24 protein-coding genes and 1 pseudogene are annotated in these 25,664 nt (G+C 69.7%); 9 read left to right on the top strand and 16 right to left on the bottom strand.

Translation table 11 applies throughout. From position 1 onward, the window contains the following. Window positions 1-393 precede the first annotated feature (393 nt). The 11 genes from IFU30_RS00005 to IFU30_RS00055 form a co-directional block, all read right to left on the bottom strand. The gene (locus IFU30_RS00005; RefSeq protein ID WP_192003888.1) at window positions 394-1,860 is read right to left on the bottom strand and encodes a hypothetical protein; all 1,467 of its coding nucleotides are present in this window, start codon (window positions 1,858-1,860) and stop codon (window positions 394-396) included. Continuing rightward, a complete protein-coding gene (locus IFU30_RS00010; RefSeq protein WP_241160967.1) occupies window positions 1,850-2,662 on the bottom strand; it encodes a TIGR03943 family putative permease subunit in 813 nt (270 codons plus the stop codon). Before IFU30_RS00010 ends, IFU30_RS00005 begins: the two co-directional genes overlap by 11 nt. Next, window positions 2,655-3,743 (bottom strand): permease, encoded by a 1,089-nt coding sequence (locus IFU30_RS00015; protein ID WP_441005539.1) that lies wholly within the window; start codon window positions 3,741-3,743, stop codon window positions 2,655-2,657. Before IFU30_RS00015 ends, IFU30_RS00010 begins: the two co-directional genes overlap by 8 nt. Before the next feature lie 7 nt (window positions 3,744-3,750). Beyond that, on the bottom strand, window positions 3,751-4,152 hold the full coding sequence (locus tag IFU30_RS00020) for a Fur family transcriptional regulator (RefSeq protein WP_079704165.1): 402 nt from the start codon (window positions 4,150-4,152) through the stop codon (window positions 3,751-3,753). 92 nt (window positions 4,153-4,244) lie between these two features. Beyond that, window positions 4,245-5,144, bottom strand: coding sequence for a metal ABC transporter permease (locus IFU30_RS00025; RefSeq protein WP_085511689.1), 900 nt, complete (start codon window positions 5,142-5,144; stop codon window positions 4,245-4,247). Next, complete coding sequence (locus tag IFU30_RS00030; RefSeq protein WP_192003889.1) at window positions 5,141-5,995, bottom strand: metal ABC transporter ATP-binding protein; 855 nt, start codon at window positions 5,993-5,995, stop codon at window positions 5,141-5,143. The genes IFU30_RS00025 and IFU30_RS00030 overlap by 4 nt, the downstream gene beginning before the upstream one ends. Next, the gene (locus tag IFU30_RS00035) at window positions 5,992-6,966 is read right to left on the bottom strand and encodes a metal ABC transporter solute-binding protein, Zn/Mn family (RefSeq protein ID WP_192003890.1); all 975 of its coding nucleotides are present in this window, start codon (window positions 6,964-6,966) and stop codon (window positions 5,992-5,994) included. Before IFU30_RS00035 ends, IFU30_RS00030 begins: the two co-directional genes overlap by 4 nt. Before the next feature lie 97 nt (window positions 6,967-7,063). Continuing rightward, entirely contained in the window at window positions 7,064-8,437 is a 1,374-nt protein-coding gene (locus tag IFU30_RS00040) for a dihydrolipoamide acetyltransferase family protein (protein ID WP_192003891.1), read from the bottom strand. 26 nt (window positions 8,438-8,463) lie between these two features. Beyond that, window positions 8,464-9,444, bottom strand: a complete 981-nt coding sequence (locus IFU30_RS00045) for an alpha-ketoacid dehydrogenase subunit beta (protein ID WP_192003892.1) — start codon at window positions 9,442-9,444, stop codon at window positions 8,464-8,466. Further along, entirely contained in the window at window positions 9,441-10,580 is a 1,140-nt protein-coding gene (locus tag IFU30_RS00050) for a thiamine pyrophosphate-dependent enzyme (RefSeq protein ID WP_079704171.1), read from the bottom strand. The genes IFU30_RS00045 and IFU30_RS00050 overlap by 4 nt, the downstream gene beginning before the upstream one ends. Next, window positions 10,577-11,728 (bottom strand): histidinol-phosphate transaminase, encoded by a 1,152-nt coding sequence (locus IFU30_RS00055; RefSeq protein ID WP_342450772.1) that lies wholly within the window; start codon window positions 11,726-11,728, stop codon window positions 10,577-10,579. The genes IFU30_RS00050 and IFU30_RS00055 overlap by 4 nt, the downstream gene beginning before the upstream one ends. A gap of 100 nt (window positions 11,729-11,828) precedes the next feature. Between IFU30_RS00055 and IFU30_RS00060 the strand changes: the two genes are divergently transcribed. Further along, window positions 11,829-12,221, top strand: coding sequence for a phage holin family protein (locus IFU30_RS00060; RefSeq protein WP_159876305.1), 393 nt, complete (start codon window positions 11,829-11,831; stop codon window positions 12,219-12,221). 21 nt (window positions 12,222-12,242) lie between these two features. On the opposite strand, the gene IFU30_RS00065 is transcribed toward IFU30_RS00060, so the two are convergent. After that, the gene (locus IFU30_RS00065; protein WP_192003893.1) at window positions 12,243-13,685 is read right to left on the bottom strand and encodes a hypothetical protein; all 1,443 of its coding nucleotides are present in this window, start codon (window positions 13,683-13,685) and stop codon (window positions 12,243-12,245) included. A 478-nt stretch (window positions 13,686-14,163) separates the two neighbouring features. On the opposite strand from IFU30_RS00065, the gene IFU30_RS00070 reads away from it, so the two are divergent. Together IFU30_RS00070 and purB are read left to right on the top strand one after the other, a co-directional pair. Next, a complete protein-coding gene (locus tag IFU30_RS00070) occupies window positions 14,164-14,691 on the top strand; it encodes a low molecular weight protein-tyrosine-phosphatase (RefSeq protein ID WP_079704175.1) in 528 nt (175 codons plus the stop codon). Further along, complete coding sequence (gene purB, locus IFU30_RS00075; protein ID WP_064296029.1) at window positions 14,688-16,070, top strand: adenylosuccinate lyase; 1,383 nt, start codon at window positions 14,688-14,690, stop codon at window positions 16,068-16,070. Before IFU30_RS00070 ends, purB begins: the two co-directional genes overlap by 4 nt. Window positions 16,071-16,184: 114 nt before the next feature. On the opposite strand, the gene IFU30_RS00080 is transcribed toward purB, so the two are convergent. The 3 genes from IFU30_RS00080 to IFU30_RS00090 all read right to left on the bottom strand — a co-directional run bounded on the left by IFU30_RS00080 (window position 16,185) and on the right by IFU30_RS00090 (window position 18,233). Next, window positions 16,185-16,451 (bottom strand): hypothetical protein, encoded by a 267-nt coding sequence (locus tag IFU30_RS00080; protein WP_056010480.1) that lies wholly within the window; start codon window positions 16,449-16,451, stop codon window positions 16,185-16,187. Next, on the bottom strand, window positions 16,448-17,107 hold the full coding sequence (locus IFU30_RS00085) for a hypothetical protein (protein ID WP_192003894.1): 660 nt from the start codon (window positions 17,105-17,107) through the stop codon (window positions 16,448-16,450). Before IFU30_RS00085 ends, IFU30_RS00080 begins: the two co-directional genes overlap by 4 nt. 70 nt (window positions 17,108-17,177) lie before the next feature. Further along, window positions 17,178-18,233 carry a nitronate monooxygenase gene (locus IFU30_RS00090; protein ID WP_192003895.1) on the bottom strand — a complete coding sequence of 352 codons (1,056 nt, stop codon included), beginning with the start codon at window positions 18,231-18,233 and terminating at the stop codon, window positions 17,178-17,180. A 124-nt stretch (window positions 18,234-18,357) separates the two neighbouring features. Between IFU30_RS00090 and IFU30_RS00095 the strand changes: the two genes are divergently transcribed. The 6 genes from IFU30_RS00095 (at window position 18,358) to IFU30_RS20145 (ending at window position 24,732) form a co-directional block, all read left to right on the top strand. Then, a complete protein-coding gene (locus tag IFU30_RS00095; RefSeq protein ID WP_192003896.1) occupies window positions 18,358-19,137 on the top strand; it encodes a carbon-nitrogen hydrolase family protein in 780 nt (259 codons plus the stop codon). Window positions 19,138-19,198: 61 nt separating this feature from the next. Then, the gene (locus IFU30_RS00100; protein WP_192003897.1) at window positions 19,199-20,665 is read left to right on the top strand and encodes an APC family permease; all 1,467 of its coding nucleotides are present in this window, start codon (window positions 19,199-19,201) and stop codon (window positions 20,663-20,665) included. Window positions 20,666-20,706: 41 nt separating this feature from the next. Beyond that, window positions 20,707-21,441 (top strand): FadR/GntR family transcriptional regulator, encoded by a 735-nt coding sequence (locus IFU30_RS00105; protein ID WP_192003898.1) that lies wholly within the window; start codon window positions 20,707-20,709, stop codon window positions 21,439-21,441. Between the two features lie 124 nt (window positions 21,442-21,565). After that, window positions 21,566-23,197 carry a chromosome partitioning protein ParA gene (locus IFU30_RS00110; RefSeq protein WP_192003899.1) on the top strand — a complete coding sequence of 544 codons (1,632 nt, stop codon included), beginning with the start codon at window positions 21,566-21,568 and terminating at the stop codon, window positions 23,195-23,197. A gap of 7 nt (window positions 23,198-23,204) precedes the next feature. Then, entirely contained in the window at window positions 23,205-24,065 is an 861-nt protein-coding gene (locus tag IFU30_RS00115) for a helix-turn-helix transcriptional regulator (RefSeq protein WP_192003900.1), read from the top strand. 97 nt (window positions 24,066-24,162) lie between these two features. Next, the gene (locus tag IFU30_RS20145; protein WP_159876324.1) at window positions 24,163-24,732 is read left to right on the top strand and encodes an MmyB family transcriptional regulator; all 570 of its coding nucleotides are present in this window, start codon (window positions 24,163-24,165) and stop codon (window positions 24,730-24,732) included. Between the two features lie 38 nt (window positions 24,733-24,770). Here the strand turns inward: IFU30_RS20145 and IFU30_RS00120 are convergent. Continuing rightward, window positions 24,771-25,592, bottom strand: a pseudogene (locus tag IFU30_RS00120) (helix-turn-helix transcriptional regulator); the annotation flags it as partial. Window positions 25,593-25,664: the final 72 nt, after the last annotated feature.

Here is a 25,664-nt window from a genome sequence, read left to right on the forward strand (position 1 = left end):
GTGCACGCTGTTGAGTTCTCAAGGATCGGATGCTCCTGCCTTTGGCCATCACGACCGCCCTGCAGGGCAACTTCTCTATCTTACATCTTCCCGGCTTGTTGTCAACTCGGCATTTCAGCCGCTCTGCGAACAGAGTCATGCTGAGCACGAGTGACACCAGGAGGAAGTCATCCAACCGAGACTTGAAACGGTAACATCGAAATGTTCTCGCTTTTGGCTGGGGATTGTCCCCGCTTGAGGCCGAGAAGCTCTTCCGCTTCCCGCACCTTTGGGGTGACGAGTGATTACTCTACGTGTGTCTCGGGATCGTGGCAAATTCCGCTTGCATCCCGGGCGTGTCGCCCGGAATCACGCGGTTTTCGCCGAGGCGGCCGCGAACGGGTCGGCGCAGGGTCACTGCGCGACACCCGTGCCTGCGCACCAGGACAGGTCGAAACCGGCCTGCGTCCCGACCACCTTGCCGGTGCGGGCGTCGACGACCTCGATCTCGGGGCCGTTGGGCATCGGCGCGTTGGCGTACCCGTCGAAGCCGGCCTTCGCGAAGTCGGGGACTACGACGACCGCGACGTACTCCGCGTTCGGGCTCGCGCACAGTGACCAGATGACGGCACCCGCGTCAGGTCGATAGAGCTCGGCGGTCGCGCCGTCCTTGATCGCCAGTACCCGCTGCTCCGTGGTTCCGGCGGCGCGGTCGTAGTCGGCGTAGATCCTGGCCGACAGGGACTCGGACAGTGCGACGAGTTGTCCGGGGATCTCGGTGGGTGCCACCGAGGGCAGGACGAACGGTTCGCTCTTCCCCGTCGCGAGGTCGAGCACGACCACACCGTCGACCTGCTCGATGACGACCTTGGTGGTGCCCGGGATGTAACTCGAGATGAGGGAGGCCCGGCCGAGCAGCACCGGGTCGGTCGTCGCAGCAGGATCGAGCAGCTCGAGCGAGTTGTCGACCGTGCGGACGAGCATCGAGGAGGTCCGGGGCACGAACGACCACTCCGCCGCCTGGACCGCAGCCCCGTCGATCCCGCCGACCCTGGCGGCCTCGGTGGGTTTCCCCTGCCGCAGCTCGAACGAGTACAGCGTGAGGTTGTCGCCGCCATCGCGACCGAACGACTGTTCCGTGAACAGGAACCCCACCCGACTCTGCGCCGGAGCGGTCTGCAATGAGGTGATCATCCCGCCCATCGGGAGTGCCACCTCCTCGGTACTCCCGTCGGTCGTGTCCACCACCACGATGCGACCGAGCCCGCTCGTCTCCTGCTCCACGACGATCAGGGAGTCGCCGATCGTCGCGAACTCCTGGATCTTCGCCGCTTCGTACGCGGTCTCGGGTTCACCACCGCCGATCGAGAGCCGCACGATCCGGTCGTCCGCCTTCGCCGCCGCCGAGCCGCCCTCCTTGACCGGACTCCGCACGAGCGAGAACCCCTCGACGGGCGGCGTCGAGAACGACGTCGTGAGCGTGGCCGCCGGTCCGCCACCCGGTGCGGTCACCCCGTCGACCGTGATCCGGTAGTCCGTCGCATAGGCGAGCGGCTCGGGGAACACCAGCGTGATGCCGCCGGCCCCGGTACTGACGTCGAAGTCTGCTGCCGGCTCGATCCGCACTCGGTCCGACCCGAGATCCGCGATCGGTTGGTTCACCGCCAGGACCACCCGCTGGCCCCAGGACTCCACGAGTCCGGTGGGATCGACCACCGTGCGGACGAGCTTCGGCCCCTGGGTCAAGCCCACGACGGCCGCGCCGCCACCGATGACGACGAGCGCGATCAGCACGATCGCGACCAGCCGGCCGAAACCGCTCCGGTCGCCGGCGGCCTGCGTCGACCGGCCTCGTGCGCCACCCCGGCGATCAGTAGTCATACGGGTCCGCCGGCTCCTCGACCTTGTCGACCTTCGCCGTCCCGACCACCAATGGCAGATGCGAGGCGTCGCTCGCGGTGAGCGCCCCCGAGACCTCGACCCAGTCACCGGGCTTGAGCTGTTTGTCCCAGCCGTCGAGCTGCACGGGCACACCGACCGGCTGGGCGTCCACGGCGCAGCAGTTCACGACGAACCGCGAGACGTAGAAGACGTCGGCCGCGTCCGGATCGGCGATCACGAAGCCGACCCCGGTGAAGGCGCGCCCTTCGAGGTCGGCGGGACGCGTCGTCTGGCGCAACAGCGTCGCCCAGTCCTTGATGCCGAAGGTGCTGAAGTCCGGGTTCGAGGTCAGCACCGTCTGGGCGTCCTGCCCCTGGACCTCCCCCGCGAGCGTGCCGGAGTTCACCGCGCGCTGGTCGGCCGTCGCGACCGACAGCGTCGACGGCGGGAGCACCACCATCGCACCGACCACCGCGAGACTGCCCACGACGGAGGCGAGCTGCAGCGCCGTTCGTCCGCGACGCTTCGGCACCTCCTCGACGTCCACGTGGACGAGTACGCTGACGATGCCGAGCGCGACCGCGATGAGCGCCATGATGACGGTGAACACGAAGTAGCGCGGGTGGATGTAGAGCCCGAGGCGGTCGGTCAACGCGAGCCAGAGGATGCACACGGCGGCGGTGACGAGCAGCAGCACGCCCCACCATCGCTGCCGGAGGCGTTCGAGCAGTGGGACGCGACGATCGCCGGCCGTCGACGTCTCGGCATGCGCGTGTCCGTGGGTGGCGTTCTGATCAGGCAAGGGCGTTCACTCCGAATCCGAGGGCCGCCGAGAACAGCACGGCGACCGCGGTGATGATCACGAGGGTCCTGGTCGTGTAGGTGGTGCGCATGAGTGCGAGCATCTTGACGTCGACGACGGGGCCGAGGACGAGGAAGGCGACGATCGAGCCGGGCATGAACGTGGATCCGAAGGACAGCACGAAGAAGGCGTCGACGTTCGAGCAGATCGAGACGATCACGGCGAGCGTCATCATCGCGAGCACCGACCAGACCGGGTTCGCGCCGAGGGTGACGAGCACCTCGCGCGGCACGAGCACCTGCACGGCGCCGGCCACGGCCGACCCGATGAGCAGCGCCGGCATGATCGCGCGCGCCTCGGCGACGAACTGCTGCAGGCTGCGCTCCACCTTCGTGTGCTCGTGCCCGTGCTGCTCGGTCACCTCGCAGCTGGCTTGGAAGGTCGGCGTGAGCAGCGAGCTGGGGTCGGGGTGCTTGCTGAAGAGCCACCCGATGAGGTTCGCGAGCAGGAACCCGCCGACGAGCCGGGCGACGAGGATCCCGCCGTCCCAGCCGAAGGCCTGATGCGTCGTGACGATGACGATGGGGTTGAGGATCGGCGCCGCGAGCAGGAAGGTGATCGACTCCGGCACCGTGAACCCGCGCACGATGAGGCCGCGGGCGAGCGGGACGTTCCCGCACTCGCAGACCGGCAGGAACATGCCGAGCAGCGAGATGCAGGCTCGGCGGAGGATCGGCTGCATCGGCAACCACCGCTCGAGCCAGCCGTCGGGAAGCCAGATCTGCACGAGGATCGACAGCACGATGCCGAGCACCACGAACGGCAGCGACTCCACCACCACGCTGAGCGTCAGGGTCACGAAGTCGCGCACCGCGGTGGGCGGGGTGAGCGCCTCACCGAGCGGCATGAGCGCCCGGAGCACGAAAAGCCCGACCACCACGAGCAGTGCGACGCCGATCAGGAGCGGTGTCCGCAGGTTCCGTGGATCACGCCCCTCGGTGCGACCCCAGTGCTCCGCGCCGTCGTCGTCGGGCGCGGTCCAGTCGTCGTCGACCCCGAGGGTGCCGGTCGTCCTGCTCACTCCGGCCTCACGCGCGCTGGGCCGCCGCCGAGCAGTTCTCGCAGAGCCCGAAGACGTCGACGACGTGCTTCGCCTCGGTGAACCCGTGCTGCGACGCGACCGAGCGCGCCCAGGCTTCGACCTCGTCGGCCTCGATCTCGATGGTGAGACCACAGTTGCGGCAGATGAGGTGGTGGTGGTGGGTGCCCGGCGTGCAGGCGCGGTAGAGGTTCTCGCCCTCCGGCGACTGCAGGGAGTCCGCCTCGCCCTCGACCGCGAGGTCGGAGAGGGCGCGGTACACGGTCGCGAGCCCGATCGGCGAACCGGTGTCGCGGAGTTCGGCGTGCAGACCCTGGGCGCTGATGAATCCGTCGTTGCCGCCGAGGGCCTCGCGGACAGCTTCTCGCTGCCAGGTGTTGCGCTTCGCCACGGGTGCTCCTGCCTGTCGCTTCAAGGGTACCCGGGAACCGCTCGGAGGACGCTCCGAAGCAGCTCCACGCGGACGCGGTGCACGGTCCACGATCATCGTGCGACCTGGGCGTGCCGCGTCTCGCCGACGGGTGCCCGACGACCACGTCGCCCGGACGCGGTGCGCGGCCCGACGATGCGGCAGACGAGGTAGATGAGGAAGGAGATCGTCGTGATGTAGGGGCTGATCGGAAGCGATCCACCGATGGCGAGCAGGATGCCGCCGACCGCCGAGACGAAGCCGAAGAGCATGCTCAGCACCGGGACGAGGACGGGCGACGACGACACCCTGAGCGCCGCGGCCGCAGGCGTCACGAGCAGTGCGAGGACGAGCAGCGCACCGATGATCTGCACCGACACCGCGACGGTGAGCCCGAGCAGCACCATGAAGGCGAGCGAGACGAACCGGCTCGGCACCCCACGCGCTGCGGCGACGTCCGGGTCGAGGCTGTCGAAGCTGAGGGGCCGCCAGAGGAGGAGGAGCGCTACCAGCACGACGATGCTGATGACGATGAGCAGGCCGAGCTGCGGGTCGTCGACCGAGACGATCTGCCCGGTGAGGAGCCCGAACTTGTTGGCACTCCGGCCCGGATAGAGCGCGAGGAACAGGATGCCGAGGCCGAGGCCGAACGGCATGAGCACCCCGATGATCGAGTTGCGGTCGCGCGCTTTGGAGCCGAGCAGGCCGATGAGGATCGCGGCGACGAGTGAGCCCGCGAGGGACCCGACGACGACGTTGGCCCCGAACAGCAGCGCACCCGCGGCGCCGGCGAAGGACAGCTCGCTGATCCCGTGCACCGCGAACGCCATGTCCCGCTGCATCACGAACACGCCGATGAGGCCGCCGACGATGCCCAGGACCGCGCCGGCGATGATCGAGTTCTGCACGAGTTCGAGGAGTGCGCCGTAGTCCTGGAAGTTGAACAGGCGTCCCCAGAGGTCGTCGGTGTTCATGCGCCGACCCCCACCGCACCGGTGTGCGGATCGTCGTGGTGATGGTGGTGGGTCTCGCTGTCGGGGATGCCGACCACGACGACCCGGCCGTGGCTGCGGAGCACGTCGACGGGCGTGCCGTAGAGCTCCGACAGCACCTCGCTGCGGAGCACCTCGTCAGGGGTACCCTCCCGGAACCGGCCGCCCGCGAGGTACAGGATGCGGTCGACCATGGGGAGCACCGGGTTCACGTCGTGGGTGACGAAGACCACCGCGGTGTCGTGCTCGCGCCGACGACGGTCGATGAGTTCGCTGACCCCGCGCTGATGCTGGAGGTCGAGGCTGAGCAGCGGTTCGTCGCAGAGGAGGAGGATCGGGTCGTCTGCGAGCGCCTGGGCGACGCGGAGCCGCTGCTGCTCACCGCCGGACAGGGTGCCCACCGCGCCGTCGGCGTAGGCGGTCGCGCCGACGGAGGCGATCAGCTCGTCGACCCGACGCTTCGTCGCCGCGGTGCGGATGGGGAGACCGAAGCGGTGACCGTCGACGCCGAGGGCGACGAGATCGCGACCGCGCATCGGCGTGCCGGCGGGGATGAGCTTCTGCTGCGGGATGTAGCCGATGCGGCGGTTGCCGCGGTGCACCGGGCCTCCGGCGACCCTGATGGTCCCGCGGTCGAGCTGCTGCTGCCCGAGGATGGTGCGCAGCAGACTCGTCTTGCCGGAGCCGTTCGGGCCGAGCACGGCGAGGAACTCCCCCGGGCGCACCGAGAGGTCGAGGCCGTCCCAGAGCGTGCGTCCGCCGAAACCGAGCTCGGCCCCGGCGAGCGCCAGGACGTCGACGGGGCCTGAGTCGTTGGTCGGACCGCTGGTCATCGATTCAGGGCGTCCGCCACGGCGTCGACGTTCTCGGTCATCCACGAGAGGTAGTCCTTGCCGTCCGGGAGGGTCTCGGTGAATGACAGCACCGGCACGCCTGCGTTCTCCGCGGCGGTCTTGACCTGTTCGGTCTCGCCGCCACTCGTCTGCTCATTGTAGGCAAGCAGCGCGACCGATCCGCCGCCGAAGAGGTCGAGCGTCTCCTTGAGGACGGTCGGTGACACGTCGGTGCCCTCCTCGATCGCCTCGCTGAACGCCTCGGGGGTCCGGTTCACGAGTCCGGCGCCCTCGAGCAGGTAGAGCGGGACGGGCTCGGTGATGGCGACGCCCTCGCCGTCGTGTGCGGTCTTGATCGCGGCCTGGGCCGTCTCGATCGTGCCGAGGGACTCGGTGAAGGCCTTCGCGTTCGCGGTGTACGTGGCGGCGTTCGCGCTGTCGAGTTCGCCGAGCTCCTTGGCCAGCTCGTCGGCGAGCTTCGCCATCGTCGGGAAGCTGTACCAGACGTGCTCGTTGAAGCCCTCGATGTGGTCGTGGCCGTCGTCCTCGGCGTGCGCCTCATCCGTGTGCTGCTCGTCTGCGTGGTCGTCGTCCGGGGCGAGGCCCGACAGGTCGACGACGTTGACGACCTCGACGGACTCGTTCTTGGCTGCGTCGAGGAGCGTGTCGACGAAGGGGTCGTAGCCGCCGCCGTTCTCGATGACGAGGTCGGCGTTCTTGATGGAGAGCTGGTCCTGCGTGCTCGCCTCGTAGGAGTGCGGGTCCTGGGCGGCCGAGGAGATGAGCGAGGTCACCTCGACGTCCTTACCGCCGATCTTCGAAGCGATGTCGCCGTACACGTTCGTGGAGGCGACGATGTTGATCTTGCCGTCGTCGGCCGCGCTCGACGCGCCGCTGCCGGAGCAGCCCGCGAGGACGAGGGCGGCCGCCGGGAGGATGGCCAAGGCTGGGAGCAGGGTGCGAGCGCGCATTGATGAACCTTCTCGATCGGGGTGAGAAGGCCAACGCTACGCCTATTGATACTGATTCTCAAAATCGCCCGGCTGGAAGGTTCCTGGGCAGGTGTACTCAGTCGAGCAGCAGCGCCGGCTCCTCGATGATCGACGCGACGTCCGCCAGGAACCGGCTCGCGACGTCGCCGTCCACCACGCGGTGATCGAAGGAGGCGCCGAGCGTCGTCACGAACCGACTGCGCACCTCGCCGTCGACGACCCACGGCTTCTGCTTGATCGTGCCGAGCGCGACGATGCCGACCTCGCCCGGGTTGAGGATCGGGGTGCCGGTGTCCATGCCGAAGACACCGATGTTCGTCACCGTGATCGTGCCGTTCTGCTGGTCGGCCGGCGGCGTCTTGCCGTCGCGGGCCGTGAGCGTGAGGGTCTCGAGGGCGCGCGCCAGCTCGAGCAGGCTCATCGCCTGCGCCTCCTTGACGTTCGGGACGATCAGTCCGCGCGGTGTCGCGGCGGCGACGCCGAGGTTCACGTAGTGGCGGACGATGATCTCCTGGTCGGTCCACTCGCTGTTGACCGTGGGGTTGCGGCGGACCGCCCAGATCATCGCCTTGGCCATGATGAGCAGCGGCGAGACCTTGACGCCCGCGAAGTCCGTCGAGTTCTTCAGGCGCTTGACGAACTCCATCGTGCGCGTCGCGTCGACGTCGACGAAGAGGGAGACGTGCGGCGCGGTGAAGGCACTGCGGGTCATGGCCGTCGCGATGGCCTTACGGACGCCCTTGACCGGGATGCGCTCCTCGCGCTCGTCGGCCCACTCCGGCGTCTCGATGTTGCGGAACACGCTCGCCTGGCTGGCCTCACGGATGACGTCGTCGCGGGTGATCTCACCCGCGAGCCCGGTGCCCTCGATGGCCGTGAGGTCGACCTCGAGGTCCTTCGCGAGCTTCCGGATCGGCGGCTTGGCGATGACCGGCAGCGCGGAGGCGGCGGGGATGCTCGACGGCGGCTGGCGGCGCACGGGCGGCTGCGGGGTGACGGCCGGGCTCGACGGCTCGACGATCGGCGTCGCGCCACGGCCACGACGACGGCTCGAGGTGCTGCCGGCACTGCCGTACCCGACGAGCACGGCACCAGGGCGCGGCTCTTCGGCAGGAGAGACGCTCGCCGCGGTGTCGGCGGCCAGCGTGGCCTCCTCCGACTCGACGACCGCCGGTGCGGGCGCGGTCGGCTCGGCGGTCGCTGCCCCACCACCGGTGCTCACGCTGATGATGGGCGTCCCGACGTCGACGGTCTGGCCCTCCTCGACGAGCAGAGCGCCGACAGTGCCGGCGAACGGCGACGGGAGTTCGACGAGCGACTTCGCGGTCTCGATCTCGACCAGCACCTGGTTGACCGAGACGGCGTCGCCCGGCGCGACCTTCCATGCGACGATCTCGGCCTCGGTCAGGCCTTCGCCGACGTCCGGCAGTTCGAACTGGAGATCACTCATCGTGGTTCCTCGTCTTCCTTCGGTGTTCAGTACGCCAGCGAGCGATCGACGGCCTCGAGGATGCGGTCGGCATCCGGGAGGTAGACGCCTTCGAGCTTCGCCGGCGGGAACGGGGTGTCGAACCCGGACACCCGAAGAACGGGTGCCTCGAGCGAGTAGAAGGCACGCTCGGTGACGGTCGCCGCGATCTCCGAGCCGACGCTCGTGAAGCCGGGCGCCTCCTGCACGTAGACGAGGCGGCCGGTCCGGCGGACGGATTCGACGAGCGGGTCGTAGTCGATGGGCGACAACGAGCGCATGTCGACGACCTCGACGCTCGTGCCCTCCGTGGCGGCCAGTTCAGCCGCCTGCAGCATGACGCTCACGATCGCGCCGTGTCCGGCGAGGGTGACCTCCGTGCCGGTGCGGACGATGCGGCTACCGTGCAGTGGCGCGGCCGAGCTGTCGAGGTCGACCTCGCCCTTCGGCCAGTAGCGGCTCTTCGGCTCGAGGAAGACGACCGGGTCGTTCGACGCGATGGCCTCCTGGATCATCCAGTAGGCGTCGTTCGGGGTCGACGGGCTGACGACGCGCAGGCCGGCGGTGTGGGCGAAGTACGCCTCGGGGCTCTCTTGGTGGTGCTCGACCGCGCCGATGTGTCCGCCGTAGGGGATCCGGATGACGACAGGCATCTGCAGCTTGCCCTCGTGCCGGTTGGTGAGCTTCGCGAGCTGCGTCGTGATCTGGTTGAAGGCCGGGAACACGAAGCCGTCGAACTGGATCTCGCACACCGGACGGTAGCCGCGCATGGCGAGACCGATCGCGGTGCCGACGATGCCGGACTCCGCCAGCGGGGTGTCGAGGACGCGGTCGCCGCCGAACTCGGCGTGCAAGCCCTCGGTGACGCGGAAGACGCCGCCGAGCGGGCCGATGTCCTCGCCCATCAGCAGGACCTTGTCGTCCTCGGTCATCGCCTTCCGGAGGCCTGCGTTCAGCGCCTTGGCCATCGGCATGGTGGTCGTCGTCATGCGTTGCCTCCTTCGAGCGAGGCCTCGTAGCGTTCGAGCCAGGCCTGTTGCTCGACCATGAGCGGGTGCGGTTCGGAGTAGACGCCGTCGAAGATGAGCTCTCGGCCGGGCGCTTCGAGGGCGAGCGTGCGGACGCGGGTGTCCTCCGCGAGCGCAGCAGCCTCCTCGTCGACCTCGGCGAAGAACGCGTCGGAAGCGCCGAGACCCTGGAGGTACGTCTTGAACCGGACGATCGGGTCGCGGGCGATCCAGGACTGGAGTTCGTCGTCGGTGCGGTACTTGGTCGGGTCGTCGCTCGTGGTGTGGGCGCCGACGCGGTAGGTCATCGCCTCGATGAGGCTCGGGCCGTGGCCGGCGCGGGCGTCGTCGAGGTGCTTCGCCGCCGTCGCGTAGCTCGCGAGCACGTCGTTGCCGTCGATGCGGACGCTGTCGAGGCCGAAGCCGGCCGCGCGCTGATACAGCGGCTCGCGGGCCTGACGGGAGACGGGGACGGAGATGGCCCACTGGTTGTTCTGGAGGAAGAACACCTGCGGCGTCTGGTAGCTGGCGGCGTAGATGTACGCCTCGTTCGCGTCACCCTCGGAGCTCGAGCCGTCGCCGAAGTAGACGAGCACGGCCGTGTCGCGGTCGGGGTCGCCGGTGCCGACGGCCTTGTCGAAGTTCAGGCCCATCGCGTAGCCGGTCGCGTGCAGGGTCTGGGCGGCGAGCACGAGGGTGTACAGGTGCATGTTGCCGTTCGACGGATCTGCCGGGTCCCAGCCGCCGTGCGTGTTGCCGCGCATGAGCCGGACGATGTCGATGGGGTCGACGCCGCGGATCATCGCGACGACGTGTTCGCGGTACGAGGGGAAGATGTGGTCCTGGGCTCGCGCCGCACGGGCCGAACCGACCTGCGCCGCCTCCTGCCCGTGACTCGGCGGCCACAGCGCCATCTGGCCCTGGCGCTGCAGGTTCGTCGCCTCGATGTCGAAGGCGCGGACGTTCGCCATGTCGCGGTAGAACTGCTGCAGGTCGGTCTCGGTCAGGCGATCGAGGAACGGCTGATAGCGCTCCGCGTGTTCGTTCGGCGCGAAGGTGCCGGCCGCGTCGATGAACTGGACGCTGGGCACGGTGGGGTCGTCTCCGGAACGGCTCATCGTGAGCGCACTCCCTCTCGTGTCGGGTGGTCGGCCGGCAGTCCGGCGAGGATCTCTGCAGCGGCGGCGAGGAGCGGTTCGATCGACTCGGCTTCACCGATCGAGATGCGGACGCCGTCGCCGGGGAAGGCGCGGCCGACGATGCCGTGCGCGAGGAAGGTCTCGTTCGCCGCAGCCGTCTGCTCGCCGAGGCCGAACCAGACGAAGTTGCCCTGTGACGCGGGGATGAACCAGCCCTGCTCGCGGAGTGCGGCGGCGAGGTCGTCGCGTCGGGCGGTGATGACCGCGACGCGGGCTCGGATGTCCTCGGCGTTCGCGAGTCCGGCGATGGCCGCCTGCTGCGCCGGCGCGGTGCTGGAGAGCGGGATGGCCGCGTTGCGGGCGCCGTCGAGGACGAGCTCGTGGCCGATGGCCCAGCCGACGCGGAGGCCGGCGAGTCCGTAGGCCTTCGAGAAGGTGCGGAGCACGACGAGGTTCGGGTGCTCGTCGAGGAGCGGGATGCCGTTCACGGCGTCGTCGTCCGTGACGAACTCGCGGTAGGCCTCATCGAGGAGGACGAGCACGTCGGACGGCACGGAGCGGAGGAAGGCGAGGAAGGCGGCGCGCTCGACGACCGGGCCCGTGGGGTTGTTCGGCGTGCAGACGATGACGACGCGGGTGCGGTCGGTGACGGCTGCGGCCATCGCCTCGAGGTCGTGGGAGCCGTCGGGCCGGTTCGGGACGCGCACGGACGTCGCGCCGGCGACGGTCACGAGACCCGGGTAGGCCTCGAAGGATCGCCAGGCGAAGACGACCTCGTCTCCCGGACCGGCGGTGGCGGTGATGAACTGGCTGAGGAGTGCGACCGAGCCCGCCCCGATGTGGATGCGTTCCGGCGTGACTCCGTTGGCTTCGGCGAGCGCCGTTCGCAACGCGAGTGCGGCGCCGTCGGGGTAGCGGTGGGAGTTGGCAGCCGTGTCGGTGATGGCCGAGAGGACGGCGTCGAGCGGCGGGAACGGGACCTCGTTGCTGGAGAGCTTGAACGCGTCGGGTGCGGCCGGCTTGCCCTGACGGTAGGGCGGCAGATCTGCGATCTCCGGACGGAGACGGACCGGGCTCCGGCCCGGCTGAGCGGCCGGCTGGGCGGTGGTTGGCAGGTTGTCACTCACTCGACGAGTCTAGGCCGCGAAGGATACCTGCGTCGGAATGCAGTGCGCCGGTCCGAATCGGCCCTTTGCCCGCCGTGGCAAGGGTGGGAGGATTGCCGTCATGGGACGTTTTCTGCTGAACCTGATCGTCAACGGCTTTGCCATCTGGGTCACCACCCTCATCGTCGCCGGTGTGAACGTGACACCGTACGCGCCCGGCGGCACGCTCGAGACGATCCTGACCTTCGCGCTCGTCGCCCTCATCTTCGCGGTCGTGAACACCATCATCGGCTCGGTCATCAAGGTGCTCGCGTTCCCCCTCTACATCCTCACGCTCGGCCTGATCGGGCTCCTCATCAACGGGCTCCTCCTCCTCATCACCGCGGGCATCAGCGGCTGGTTCGGCTTCGGCCTGACCGTCGACGGCTTCTGGTGGGGCGTCCTCGGGGCGATCGTCATCTCGATCGTGAACTGGCTGCTCGGCATCGTCATCCGCCCGAAGACGCGCGACTGACCACTCGGCTCCACCGCACGGTCACGGCAGGACCTTGTCGGCCCGGTACTGCCAGACCTCCCCGGTGCCCGTGAGCCCGGCGAGGGGGTCGATCGCTGGCGTGAGCCGCTCCTCCGAGGACTGGTCGATGAGGCGCGCCGTCTCCCGGTAACGGTCCAGATTGTGAGCCGGAAGGGGGTCGTCACCGGCCGGCGGTGGTCCTCCGTCGTACAACGAACGCTGGACGACGGTACCCCCGTTGAGTGAGTCGCGTCGTTCACCGGAGAGCGCGGGGATGACGTCCTCGGTGTGTTCGACATGGGTGCGCGGGAGGTCGTCCGCGAAGTCGACGGATTCGACCGGCGATCCGAAGGTGACGACCGAGGAGTCGTAGGTACCGCTGGCAGCGATGCGGGACGCGATGATGCCGCCCTGGGAGTACCCGACGTGGAGTACGGAGGCGCCGTCCGGGATACCCGCGAGTCGCATGGCTTGGAGGGTCGCTTCGGCGCTCTCCGCCTCCAGACCTGCGACGGCGTTGACATTGCTGCGGTTGTCGAAGGGCTCGGTCGATGTCTCAGGGAACCCGGTCTCGATGGTTCCACCCGACCAGACGATCCACTGGTCGGCGCCGGAGGCGTCCTCGTACCGCTCGATCCTGATCTGCGGGGAGCCCGCTCCCCCGTGCGGCATCCGCTCGACGAGGTCCTCGTACCGGGTCGGAGGTTTCAGGGGCGCCGGAGCGCCCTGGGCCTTCACCTCGACCGTGCGGACCGGCGCCGCGGGAGTGAGGAGGCCGGCACGGTCGACTCCGCGCAGTGCGACCGCGGCTGCGAACGCCACCCCGGTGATGCCCTCCTCGCTCAGACGGTTCGCGTCGAGCATCGCCGGCAGACCGAACGCGCTGATCATGAACTCGTCGGAACCCGATACGACTCCGCGCACGAGGGCGACGAACGCGGGTGACGACATCAGCTCACGCGCAGTCTTCGCCGAGACCTCATCGAAGCCGTCCTGCAGGTCCGAGGACAGCAACCCCAACACTCCGCGGAACACGGTCCTGATGAGCGTCACCTCTCCAACGGCGGCGAGGACACCGAGCGGGATCAATGGGGAGGCTCCCAGGACCCATCCCGCGGCGCCCCCGGTGAACGTGAACAACGATTGGACCATCCGCTCGAGCTCTCCGTACTGCTTCGCCCCGACGATGAGATGCCCGCCCAACCGGCTCGCGTCGTCGCTCGCACGCCGCAAGCTGGTGGCGGCCTTCGCAGCCGCCCCGCTTCCCGCCCCCGCATCGGCTTGGGGAACGATCGTCGGGCCGACGGGCACCAGGGACACGTCGTCGGTCGACACCGATTCCACGCGGTCGGCCCAGCTCGCGCAGGCCTCGCCGAGTTCGAGGAGCAACGCGCCGAGGAGCAGGTGATCCTCAGTGGCGACGGCTACGACGCCTCCTCCTCGGATGGTGAGGTCGTCGCTCATCTTCCACTCCCGTCGGCGATCGACGATGCCGCCCCACGAGCGCTTCGGAGTCCCTCATCGAGTGCAGAGGCCGATTGACGAAGCACTGCGGTCAGTTCGTCCGCGGACCAGGAGAACTGCACGGCTGCTGGACCGACCCACTCGAGACCGCTGCGCGCTTGCGCGAACCTGAGGATCTCCGGCTCCAGTTCGAGCAGGACGTCCTCGAGACATCGAGCGCGCCCCTTGAGGATCGAGGCAACCTCCTCTGCCGTCGACTGCGACGGGAAGCCCATCGCCAACGGGTCGTACTCCAACGCCATGTCCCCTCGCCCTCCGCCCGCCCACCGCCGGCATCACGCTCGACTCTGCCCAACCGGCGGAGCGGTCACGACGGCACACCGTGGTGATGTGGAGGAAGCTGACCGGAGTGGAGCTGTGGAGCGGAGTCAGCTGAGAACGGTTCGACGGCTCGGGCGCGGTCGGCCAGAATAGACGCATGAACACCCTCGGGGAGGCCGACCCCGGCACGACCCCGTTCCGCGTGTGCTTCGTCTGCGCGGGCAACATCTGTCGATCCCCGATGGCCGAGAGCGTCTTCACCGACCTCGTCGCGGCCGCCGGGCTGGAGCGGGTCGTGGAGGTCTCCTCCGCCGGCACCGGCGACTGGCACGTCGGCGAGCACGCCGACCACCGCACGGTCACCGCACTGCGAGCGCACGGCCACGACGCCACCGCCCACCGGGCCAAGCAGTTCGACCCCGACCGCTTCGACAGCTACGACCTCGTCGTCGCCCTCGACCGCAGTCACGAACGCATCCTGCGGGCCTGGGCGGGCAACGACGCCGACCGTTCCAAGGTGCACCTGCTCCTGAGCTTCGACAGCACCTCCGGGACCCGCGACGTGCCCGACCCCTATTACTCGGACGCCCAGATGTTCGAGACCGTCCTCGGCATGATCGACCATGCCTGCAGATCCCTCTTCCACCAGCTCGAACCAGCACTGACCCAGGGAGCCACCCCATGACCGAATTCCCCGCCCAGCCGCTCAGCCCGCTCGACGGTCGCTACCGCCCCGCCGTGACGGCGCTCGGAGAGTACCTCTCGGAGGCCGGCCTGAACCGCGCCCGCGTGCAGGTCGAGGTCGAGTGGCTCGTCTACCTCACCGAGCACTCGATGTTCGGCTCCTCCCCGCTCACCCCGGCGGAGATCGAACAGCTCCGCGCGCTCTACCTCGACTTCGGCCAGGCCGACATCGACTGGCTCGCCGAGAAGGAGGCCGTCACGCGTCACGATGTGAAGGCCGTCGAATACCTCGTGCGCCACCGCCTGTCCGAGCTCGGCCTCGACCGCATCGCCGAACTCACCCACATCGCCTGCACGAGCGAGGACATCAACAACCTCTCCTACGCGCTCACGGTGTCGCAGGCCGTCCGCGCCATCTGGCTGCCGAAGCTGCGACTCGTCCTCGACTCCCTGCGCACCAAGGCCGTCGACTTCCGGGCCGTCCCGATGCTCGCCCGCACGCACGGCCAGCCGGCGACGCCCACCACGATGGGCCGCGAGCTCGCCGTCACCGTCTACCGACTCGAGCGCATCGCCCTGCAGATCGAGGCGAACGAGTACCTCGGCAAGTTCTCCGGCGCGACCGGCACCTTCGCCGCCCATGTCGTCGCCGATCCCGACGCGGACTGGCCCGCCATCTCGCGCGAGTTCGTCGAGGGGCTCGGCCTCGACTGGAACCCGCTGACGACCCAGATCGAGTCGCACGACTGGCAGGCGGAGCTCTACGGCAAGATCTCCCACGCCAACCGCGTGCTGCACAACCTCGCCACGGACATGTGGACGTACATCTCCATCGGCTACTTCCGACAGATCCCGGTCGCGGGCGCTACCGGCTCGTCGACCATGCCGCACAAGGTCAACCCGATCCGCTTCGAGAACGCCGAGGCCAACCTGGAGCTGTCGAGTGCGATCCTCGACTCCCTCGCCGCCACCCTCGTCACCTCGCGACTCCAGCGCGACCTCACCGACTCGAGCGCCCAGCGCAACATCGGTGTCGGGTTCGGCCACTCGCTGCTCGCCCTCGACAACATCCTCGGCGGCCTCGGGCAGATCGACCTCGCAGAGGACGTGCTCGCCGCGGACCTCGACCACAACTGGGAGGTGCTCGCGGAGGCCATCCAGACGGTCATCCGCGCCGAGGTGACCGCGGGTCGCTCGAGCATCGAGGACCCCTACGCGCTCCTCAAGGAGCTCACGCGCGGCAAGCGTCTCGGCCAGGCGGAGCTCGTCGAGTTCGTCTCCAAGCTCGACATCGGCGACGCCGCGAAGCAGCGCCTGCTCGAGCTCACCCCGGCGACGTACCTCGGGCTCTCCGACGACCTGGTGGACTACCTGCCGTAGGTCGCCCATCGACAGGCTCGGGGAACGGGAGACCGGTCACCGAGCCTGTCGGCGTGCGCCCTTCGACAAGCTCAGGGACCGGAGGGAGCGCTCAGGGCCGGAGGGACGAGACGGTCAGTGGCCGGAGGGGCGCGGCGGACGCTTGTCGTCGCCGTCCTGCTCGTCGAGGTCGAGCTTCTCCTGGAAGTCGGGCTTCACGGCGAGCGCCAGCATCGCGAGGACGACGAGCGAGGCGATGAACGCGATGCCCAGGCCGATGAGCGACAGGACGATCTCGCGGGTCGACATCAGGACGACGACGCCGGTGAAGACCCCCATGACGCCCGAGAGCACGAGGAGCTCGATCGGCCGCAGGACGTCGTCGCGGTTGGGCTTGCTCATGATGCGGCTCCAGCCGTGCCGGTGGTGTCGTCGGTGGCTGCGCCGGTGACCGGGCGCTTGCCCGCCCACCGCAGCGACAGTCCGCCGATGACGAGGTAGACGCCGATGATCGCGGCGTATGCTCCGACGAGGCCGACGACGACGATGTCCGCACGGAGGACACCCTCGACACCTCCCGGGGCGGCGAATCGCTGCTCGAGTCCGGGCGGGACGAGGAGCGTCGCGATGGCGAGCAGCACCGTGAAGGCACCGACCGCGGTCCAGTCCTTCGCCGCGGCGAGGCGTCCGCGCCAGCGGATCCCGCTGTACAGCTCGAGGAATCCAGTGAGGGCCGCCCACAGGGTGACGACGTAGAGGAAGATGCTCAGCCCGCCGCCGCTCACGAGCAGCGAGAAGACGCCGGTCACGACGCCGATGACGCCCTGGCCGAGGAAGAACGCGCGCGTCACGGTGTCGGAGAAGTTCGGGAAGGCGAAGGCGCCGACGATCGCGCCGGACAGCAGCGTGAAGACCCCGAAGACCACGAGGCCGAACTGCGAGGAGTGGCCCTGCGTGAAGGTGACGACCCCCGCCGTGGCGAGCGCGATCACCGCACGCAGGATCGGGACCATCCAGTACCGATCGTGCTTGGCGCCGTCGAACGGAATGCTGGGCACGGTGAACGTCTCATCTCTTGCAGGAAGTCCCCTCCAGCTTACGCGGTCCTGCGGGCGACGCGGACCGGGGTCAGGGTGCCCTGGGTGGGACCGAAAGGCCCGCGGCGAGTTCCGCGAAGACGGACTCGGCATCGGCCCGATCCCGGGTCAGCAGTGACGCCTGCCCAGCCCAGAAGCCCTGGAGGTCCGCGACGCCCCGCTCGGAGGCGACGGTGCGGAACCGACCGGTCAGCCAGTTCTGGACCGGGAACGGGGCGACGACCCCCGAGGCCTCGATCTGGCGCAGCACCCGGTTCGGGACACCCCGGCCGAGCCTGCCGCTCATCGCGCGCGTGAGGACGGTGCCGTCGGCGGGCGTCGAGACGATGGCCGCCCGATGCTCGGCCGTCGCCGCGGAGACGCTCGTGCGGAGGAAGGCGGTCCCGACCTGCACGCCGGCGGCGCCGAGCGCCCGTGCGGCGGCGACACCACGTCGGTCGGCGATACCGCCGGCGGCGATCACCGGGACGTCCAAAGCGTCGACGAGTTGCGGGATCAGGGCGACCAGACCGACGAGGGAGTCCTCGGCCGCTCGCAGGAACGAGACGCGGTGGCCGCCGGCCTCCATGCCCGTGCCGACGACGACGTCGACGCCGCCCTCCTGCAGGGCGAGCCCTTCGGCAACCGTGGTCGCCGTCCCGAGCACGACGATGCCCCGCTCGTGCGCCGCGTCGACCACCGGCCGCGGCGGAACCCCGAAGACGAAGCTGACCACGGCGGGCCGCGCGTCCAGGACGGCCTCGATCTGCTCGTCGAACGGCGGCACGTACCGGGCCGGGCGATCGGGCAGCTCGAGCGACAACTCGTCGAACACGGGTCGGAGCGCCTCGACCGCGGCTGCGAAGGACGCCTCTGAGTCGTCGGGAGACAGCTCGTCGCCACGCGGCAGCCACAGGTTGAGTGCGAACGGCGCCGCGGTCCGTTCGCGGAGCGCCGTGACCGTCCGCTCGATGCGCTCGGCGTCGTAGCCGTACAGACCGAAGGAGCCGAGGCCGCCCAGCTCACTCACCGTCGCGGTGAGTTCGACGGAGGACAGGCCTCCGAAGGGGCCGAGCACGATCGGGACGTCGACAGGAAGGGCGCGCACGCCACCAGTATGGCCCTCGCCTCTTGCGGGCGAAACCGGATCGAAACATGATGGACATCAAACAACTCACTTTGAGCTGTTTACTGAGTGCATCGACGCACGCCCGCAGAGGAGCTCCACCGCCATGACCCTGACCATCGCCGGACTGCAGCACCACGGCGTCCCCGGAGACGTCGAGGCGAACCTCGCGCTCGTCGCCGACGCCGCCCGACAGGCATCGGATCGCGGCGCGGATCTGCTCGTCACCCCCGAGATGTTCATCACCGGCTACAACCTCGGCGACCGCCTCGCCCCGCTCGCCACCCCGGAGCTGGTCGACCGGGTCGCCGCGATCGCTGGCGAGACCGGGATCGCGATCCTCGCCGGCCTCCCCGAACCGCTCCCCGGCGGAGCCGTCGCGAACGCCCTCGTCCTCGTCGGTCCTGACGGGACGGAGCTACTCCGGTACCGCAAGACGCACCTGTTCGGCGAGCTCGACCGACAGCTCTTCGTGGCCGGTGACACCCTCGCACCGACCGTCGACCTGGGTGGCGTCCGCGTCGCCGTCCTCATCTGTTACGACGTCGAGTTCCCCGAGACCGTCCGCGCGGCGGCCCTCGACGGCGCCGACGTCGTGATCGTCCCCACCGCGCAGATGGAGCCGTACGCGCACATCGCCGAGCGGCTCATCCCGGTGCGCGCCTGGGAGAACCAGGTCCACCTCGTCTACGTCAACCGCGTCGGCTCCGAAGGGGACCTCACCTACGTCGGCCGCAGCAGCATCGTCGGCCCGGACGGCGTGGTCCTCGACGCGCTCGACGCGGACGCCGTCGGTCTCATGATCGCCACGATCGATCCCGAGGCCACCAAGCGCGCCAGGCAGGAGAACCCCTACCTCGCCGACCGCCGCGCCGAGCTGTATTGAAGGATCCCGTCCTTCCTCCCCACCCCCTCCGAGTCCCCCGACTCCCCTGGAAAGTGACCTCATGACCGTCAACCCCATCGCCGAGCCGCGTCAGCGCCTCGACGGCCAGCTCGGTACCGGCTCCATCGTCTTCATGGTGATCGCCGCCGCCGCACCACTCACCGTGATCGGCGGCAACGTCCCCATCGCGATCGGCACCGGCAACGGCGCCGGAGCCCCGATCGGCTTCGCCCTCGCCGCCGTGATCCTCCTCGTCTTCTCCGTCGGCTTCGTCACCATGACGCCGTTCGTCCGCGAAGCCGGCGCGTTCTTCTCCTATGTGACGGCCGGACTCGGCTCGCGCCTCGGTCTGGGTTCCGCCTTCACCGCGCTCGTCGCCTACACGGCGATCCAAGTGGGCGTGTACGGCTACATGGGGTGGGCGCTCGACGACCTCGTCACGTACTTCGGCGGCCCGAGCCTGCCCTGGTGGCTGTACTCCTTCGCGACGATGGCGATCGTGGCGGTGCTCGGCTACCGGCACATCGACCTGAGCGCGAAGGTGCTCGGCATCGCCCTGACGCTCGAGATCCTCGTGGTCGTCGTGCTCGACGTCGTCATCTTCGCGACGGGCGGCGCGGACGGCATCGCGGTCGAGACCTTCGACCCCGCCAACATCTTCACCGGTGGAATCGGCGTCGCCGTGCTCTTCGCCCTCACCGGTTTCATCGGATTCGAGGCGACCGCGGTCTTCCGAGACGAGGCGCGCAACCCGGAACGCACCATCCCGCGAGCAACGTACCTGGCCGTCGTCATCATCGGTGTGTTCTACGCCATCTCCTGCTGGGCGCTCGTGACGGGCGTCGGCGCAGGGAACGCCGTCGCGGTCGCCCAGCAGACGCTCGCCGGCGAGGGCAACCTCCTGCTCGACACGACGACGACCTACCTCGGCCCGATCATGCGCGATGTCGTCCAGGTGCTGCTCATCACGAGCCTGTTCGCGTGCGTGCTGTCCTTCCACAACGTCATCGCGCGCTACCAGTTCACACTGGCGCAGAAGTCGGTGCTGCCCGCCCGCCTCGGCCGGCGCCACCCCGCACACCACTCCCCGTCGGCCTCCTCGATCGTGCAGACGGTGACGGCGGCCATCGTCCTCGCAGCACTCGCACTCGCCGGCCTCGACCCGCTCGTCGGGGTCTTCGGATCCATGGCCGGGGTAGCGACCGTCGGGATGGTGCTGCTCATGCTGACGACCTCGATCGCCGTCCTCGTGTTCTTCGCGCGGCGACCCGAGCTGGTCGCCGGCCGCATGTGGGGTGCGCGGGTGTTCCCGATCCTCGCGGTGGTCGGACTCGCGTTCGCGCTGTGGCTCGTGCTGTCGAACTTCACGCTCGTCACCGGCGGAAGCGTCACCGTGAGTGTCGTGCTCGCCCTCATCCCCGTGGTCGCCATGCTGATCGGTATCGTGTTGGGGAAGCGGTTCCCCCTGGACGCCGAGCCGGACGGCGCGGTGAGCGAGGCGACCGCCGACCAACCGACCGCCGGCTGAACCAGGGTCGCGGAGTCGATCAGCGACGAGACGAGGGTGCCATGGATCTGGGTTCGCCCTCACTCGGAGCGATCCGACGCACGACCGCCGTCGACACCGTCCGCGCGCGGATCTCGCTGGCGCTGGAGCTCGGGATGCTGGTGCCCGGCCAACGGCTCCCGGCACCCGAGGAAGCGGCTCGAGCGTTCGGGGTCAGCGAGATGTCGGTGCGGCGCGCGTATCGGGCGTTGAGCGACGAGGGCGTCGTGGTCCGGCGGCAGGGCAACACGGGCGGCACGTTCATCGCGGATGCGCCCGCGGTGGGCACCGTGCCCGAGATCGCCGCCTACCGCGAGGACGCCGTCCACGTGCACACGCTCATCGACCAGCGCGCGACGCTCGAAGCCGGGCTGGCGGCGCGGGCCGCCGCTGCGCCGGAGGCGGCCTCCCTGCATCGACTCGACGACCTCGTGGCGACCATGCGGACCGAGCCGGACTGGAGCCGGTTCCGAGAGGCCGACGCGGCGTTCCACGCCGAGCTGGCGGTTTCGGCAGGTGTGCCGGGCGCGGCCGACCTCCATGACCGCGTGTCCCGCGAGCTGTACTCCTACTTCATCCCCTACCGGATCGAGTACCTGCGCGCGTCGAACGAGGAGCATGCTCTGCTCGTCGACGCCCTCCGCATCGGCGATGCGGCAGCAGCGAGTCGCCTGGCGTTCGACCACGTCGCGGAGCTCCACCGCTCGATGTACGTCGGCCTCGCGGGCCACACCGACGGCGCGCAATCCACTTCTTGAAGCGCCTGGAGACGACCGAAGGCGCGCCCTCGGCGAGGCGTCACGGCTGGGGCCGGAAATCCGACATGCGCCGTACTAAGGCATAGTGGGGACGGGTTCACCCCCGCCGCGAAGGAGTGAGAGCATGATCGACAAGGCCTCGATACAGGACTTCCCGCCGATGACGGCATCGCTGCTGGCGGATAATTCCGGCGTGTTCCGCGTCGGCACCGCCGAGCAGTACCTGACCGCCACCGACGAGGGAACGGCCCGCCGCCAGCTCGTCGAACTGATGCAGGCGGAGGCCCGGAAGTCGGGTCGACCGATCCGCGTGACGGTGACCGACCCCACGAGCGTCACCGTGCTCCTCATCGGTGTCGACGGCGAACTGCAGGAGGAACCGCAGTCCACAGCGCCCGCGCGCACCGCGCAACGGACCACGCCACCGCCCGCAGCCGCGCAACGGGTGCCGCTCATCCAGGCGCCGCCGCCCACGCCCGCGCAGCCGGCACCCGCGCGCCCGGCCCCGGCTCAGCCGCCGACACCGCCCCGTGCTGCGCCCGTCCAGCCGTCGACACCTGCGCCGGTCCCGGTGCAGCCCAAGCCGCCAGTCTCCGCCAACCCACAGGCGACCACGACGCCGCAGCCCGTCCCGCCGCAGCGCCCGACCGTGCAGCAGCCCGCGTTCGGCACACCTCCGTTCCAGCCGGTCTCGAACCAGCCGAACGCGCAGCAACCGGTGCCGTCGCAGCGGGCGGTCCCGGTCCAGCAGTCGGTGCAGGCACCGCCGGCCGCGCCCGCGCAGCAGCAGCACCCGGTCCCACAGCAGCAGCAGGCTCCGGGCCAGCCGGCCGCCACGGCTCGACGAGACCTGCGCGATGCACCCTCGTTCCTCGCGCCGCCCACGATCGGCCCGGCGCAGCAGGGACTCGCCGGCCTGCTCAACAAGCTCGGCTTCTCGGTGCCGCCGTCCGCGAGCGAGCGCGCCGAGCGTGACGACGTCCACGCCGTGTCACGCCACTTCCCGAGGCGTCGCACCATCTCCGTCGCGAACCAGAAGGGCGGCGCCAACAAGACGCCGACCGTCGTCAACCTGTCGTCCGTCTTCGCCCGGTACGGCGGTGGCGGCGTCGCGGCCTGGGACAACAACGAGACCATGGGCACGCTCGGCTGGCGGACCGAGCAGGGCGGCCATGATTCGACCGTCCTCGACCTCCTCGCCGCGGCGAGTGACCTCCTCTCCCCCGGCGCCGAGCGAGCCGACCTGTCGCGGTTCGTCCACCACCAGCCCGGCGACAAGTACGAGGTGCTGCGATCCGCGGCCGATGGCGAGCATGTGGTGACCGCCGACGAGGTCGACCTCGTCCATCGCGTCCTCGCGAAGTACTACCGCCTGATCGTCATGGACTCGGGCAACTCTGCCGGTGCCCCCAACTGGCGGCGCATGGTGGAGCTGACCGACCAGCTCGTCATCCCGACCACGACCGTCGAGGACAAGAAGGAGGGCGCGCGGCTCACCCTCACCGCCGTCAGCCGCGTGAGCGAGCGCGGTGCTGAACTCGCGCGCAACGCCGTCGTCATCGTCTCCGAGGCCGAGGCCAAGGACACGTCGATCGCCAACGCGTACGCCGAGGACTTCCGACCCTACGTGCGCGACGTGGTCGTCGTCCCCTTCGATCCCGCCTTGAAGAACGGCGTCATCCGTCACGACGCCCTGCGGTCGAGCACGCAGCGGGCGTGGCTCGCAGCGGCAGCCGCGGTGTCGCGCGGACTCTGACCGGGCCATGACGCAGGGAGCATCGGAGACCGGCATCACGCGGGCGGCCGCGCTGGGCGACTACCTCAGGGCTCGTCGAGGACTGGTCCGACCGGAGGACGCGGGGTTCGTCCCGGAGGACGGGCGGTGGGTCGCCGGACTCCGACGCACCGAGGTGGCAGCCCTCGCGGACGTCAGCGCCGACTACTACCTCCGCCTCGAGCAGGGGCGGGATCAGCGCCCGTCGGAAGAGGTGCTGGCGGGCATCGGTCGGGCCCTTCGACTCGACGAGCACGCCGTGGACTACCTCTTCCGGCTCGCCTATGACGTCGACCTCTTCCCGGCCGAGCGCCGACCGTTGGACGCCGGCACGCCCGCACCGGCCGGACGATCCGTCCCGGACACGACACTCCTCGACCACTGGTCGGACACCGGGGCGTACATCACCGACGGCAACCGGGACATCGTCGCATCGAACGCGCTCGCGCGACGCATCGGCGGTGGCCTCCTCGACGTCGGGCAGAACGACGTGCTCGGGTACTTCGACGATCGGGTGCGTTCCATCGCCCCGGAGTGGGAGGTGAGCGCCCCGGCCGTGGTCGCAGCACTCCGCTACAGCAGCGATCCGAGCAGCCCTCGATTACAGACAATCGTCGAGGAGCTCACCGCTCGCAGTCCGCTGTTCGCCCGCCTCTGGGCTCGCCATGACGCCCGTCCCCTCGCCGGCGGTCCACTTCGGGCCTCGATCGACGAGTTCGGAACCGTCGAGCTGCAGTATCAGCACCTCCTCGTCCCCGACTGGCCCGGTCATCAGTTGACGACGGTCTTCGCAGAGCGCGGCTCCCCAGGGGCCGCGGTGCTCGCCTACCTCGCCGCCCGGGCCGACTGACCGCCAACCGGAGCGATGACCGGCGCACGCTGACCGAGGTGGGCCGGCGGGCACCGGAGGGGTAGCCGACGGCGGTCGCAGCGCCTACCGTGGACGCATGATCGCGAACGAGGGCGTGCGTGAGCGCCGGGACCGGATCAGGGACTTCATCGACTCGTGGCGAGAGGTACCCGTGGTCCTCTGCGACCGCACGCTGGATGTCCTCGAGGCGAATCCGGCGGCGGCACGCTTGACGCCGGCGTTCCACACCGGCGTCAACCTGGCGCGCTTCGCGTTCCTCTCCCCCGACCGGGTCGTCGGCGATCCGCTGTGGACCCGGATGTCCGAGACCACCGCGGAGCTCCTCAAGCGGTCGGTCGAGGAGCACGATACGGATCGCCCGGCGGCTCGGATCATCGGCGAACTCTCCGCGAAGTCGCGCGACTTCGCCCAGACCTGGGCCTCGGGCGACGGCCACTCCGGGACGTCGGGCCCCATCGTCTTCCCCACGCCGGCCGGGGAGGTCCGGATGGTCTACAACGTCTTGAACGCGCCCGGGCCCGAGGGCGACCTGCTGTTGGTCTTCGTCCCGTCGGGAGCATCGTCCCGGGCGCGGCTGAAGCGGCTGTCCGAGGCGGTCTCGCCGGACGAGCCCTCCACCTCAAGCGATCCGGTGCCCTCCCGCTGAAGCTCGTCCCGAGCCGCGAGGTAGGCGATCGCCGCCGCCGCAGCTGAGCCTGGCTCGTCGAAGAACACCGTGAGGAACTGGTCCGTGTGCGGGACCTCGAAGGTCTGCGCCCGGAAGTCGACCCAGCCGAGCGGCTCGATGAACGTGCGCGTCCGCCGGGACATCTGCGGTTTGACGAGGTGTTCCGCCCAGATCGTCCGGAACACCGGGTGCCGTGCCGAAAGCATCCCGACGATCTCCTGGAGGCGCGGATCGTCCGGTCGGCCGTAGTAGCGGAGCGGGGCGGTGAGGTCGCGGAGGGTCCCTTCCCACTCCCGGTGCATGCGCTCGTACTCCGGTGCGTCGGGCGACGTGGTGCCTCGGAAGTCGGCGTACTGCTCGAAGGCCGAGACGAGTAGGTTGACCCCGGGGTCGAGCATGCCCGGCGGCACCCATGCCCGCGCGAGCGCGTTCGCGGCGACGACGTACTGATTGTCGTCGCTGACGTAGGCGGGCGTGCCGGACCAGTGCGCGAGGAGCCGGGCGACCCGGTCGTCGAGTCGCGTCGACCGGTCGTCGACCGCGCGCATGAACGGCCTCGGGCTCGCCAACCGGAGCAGGTATCGGCGTCCACTGTCGTCCAGCAGCAGGGCACGGGCGAGCCCGAGGAGGACCTGCTCCGACGGCCGCCGCACACGACCCTGCTCGATCCGCAGGTAGTACTCGGGGCTGATGCTCGCAAGGTGCGCGACCTCCTCGCGGCGCAGGCCCGGCACCCGTCGGGACGTGTCGGCGCCGATGCCGACCTGCTCTGGCCGCACGAACTCCCGGCGCGCGCGGAGGAACTCGCCGAGAGCATTCGACAGCCGAGTTGGTGACATCGCCGCGTCCTCCGGAGAGCGAGTGGGATCGACGCCAATCCTCCCCTAGCAAGCTCGTCCGTATGCATCCTT

Origin of the sequence: Plantibacter sp. CFBP 8798, assembly GCF_014841195.1 — a bacterium.
Taxonomy (GTDB): domain Bacteria; phylum Actinomycetota; class Actinomycetes; order Actinomycetales; family Microbacteriaceae; genus Plantibacter; species Plantibacter auratus.

Coding starts and splice junctions, on each gene's coding strand:
- IFU30_RS00005 (WP_192003888.1), bottom strand. CDS start 1,860: ATGACTACTGATCGCCGGGGTGGCGCACGAGGCCGGTCGACGCAGGCC.
- IFU30_RS00025 (WP_085511689.1), bottom strand. CDS start 5,144: ATGAACACCGACGACCTCTGGGGACGCCTGTTCAACTTCCAGGACTAC.
- IFU30_RS00030 (WP_192003889.1), bottom strand. CDS start 5,995: ATGACCAGCGGTCCGACCAACGACTCAGGCCCCGTCGACGTCCTGGCG.
- IFU30_RS00035 (WP_192003890.1), bottom strand. CDS start 6,966: ATGCGCGCTCGCACCCTGCTCCCAGCCTTGGCCATCCTCCCGGCGGCC.
- IFU30_RS00040 (WP_192003891.1), bottom strand. CDS start 8,437: ATGAGTGATCTCCAGTTCGAACTGCCGGACGTCGGCGAAGGCCTGACC.
- IFU30_RS00045 (WP_192003892.1), bottom strand. CDS start 9,444: ATGACGACGACCACCATGCCGATGGCCAAGGCGCTGAACGCAGGCCTC.
- IFU30_RS00050 (WP_079704171.1), bottom strand. CDS start 10,580: ATGAGCCGTTCCGGAGACGACCCCACCGTGCCCAGCGTCCAGTTCATC.
- IFU30_RS00060 (WP_159876305.1), top strand. CDS start 11,829: ATGGGACGTTTTCTGCTGAACCTGATCGTCAACGGCTTTGCCATCTGG.
- IFU30_RS00065 (WP_192003893.1), bottom strand. CDS start 13,685: ATGAGCGACGACCTCACCATCCGAGGAGGAGGCGTCGTAGCCGTCGCC.
- IFU30_RS00070 (WP_079704175.1), top strand. CDS start 14,164: ATGAACACCCTCGGGGAGGCCGACCCCGGCACGACCCCGTTCCGCGTG.
- purB (WP_064296029.1), top strand. CDS start 14,688: ATGACCGAATTCCCCGCCCAGCCGCTCAGCCCGCTCGACGGTCGCTAC.
- IFU30_RS00080 (WP_056010480.1), bottom strand. CDS start 16,451: ATGAGCAAGCCCAACCGCGACGACGTCCTGCGGCCGATCGAGCTCCTC.
- IFU30_RS00095 (WP_192003896.1), top strand. CDS start 18,358: ATGACCCTGACCATCGCCGGACTGCAGCACCACGGCGTCCCCGGAGAC.
- IFU30_RS00100 (WP_192003897.1), top strand. CDS start 19,199: ATGACCGTCAACCCCATCGCCGAGCCGCGTCAGCGCCTCGACGGCCAG.
- IFU30_RS00105 (WP_192003898.1), top strand. CDS start 20,707: ATGGATCTGGGTTCGCCCTCACTCGGAGCGATCCGACGCACGACCGCC.
- IFU30_RS00110 (WP_192003899.1), top strand. CDS start 21,566: ATGATCGACAAGGCCTCGATACAGGACTTCCCGCCGATGACGGCATCG.
- IFU30_RS00115 (WP_192003900.1), top strand. CDS start 23,205: ATGACGCAGGGAGCATCGGAGACCGGCATCACGCGGGCGGCCGCGCTG.
- IFU30_RS20145 (WP_159876324.1), top strand. CDS start 24,163: ATGATCGCGAACGAGGGCGTGCGTGAGCGCCGGGACCGGATCAGGGAC.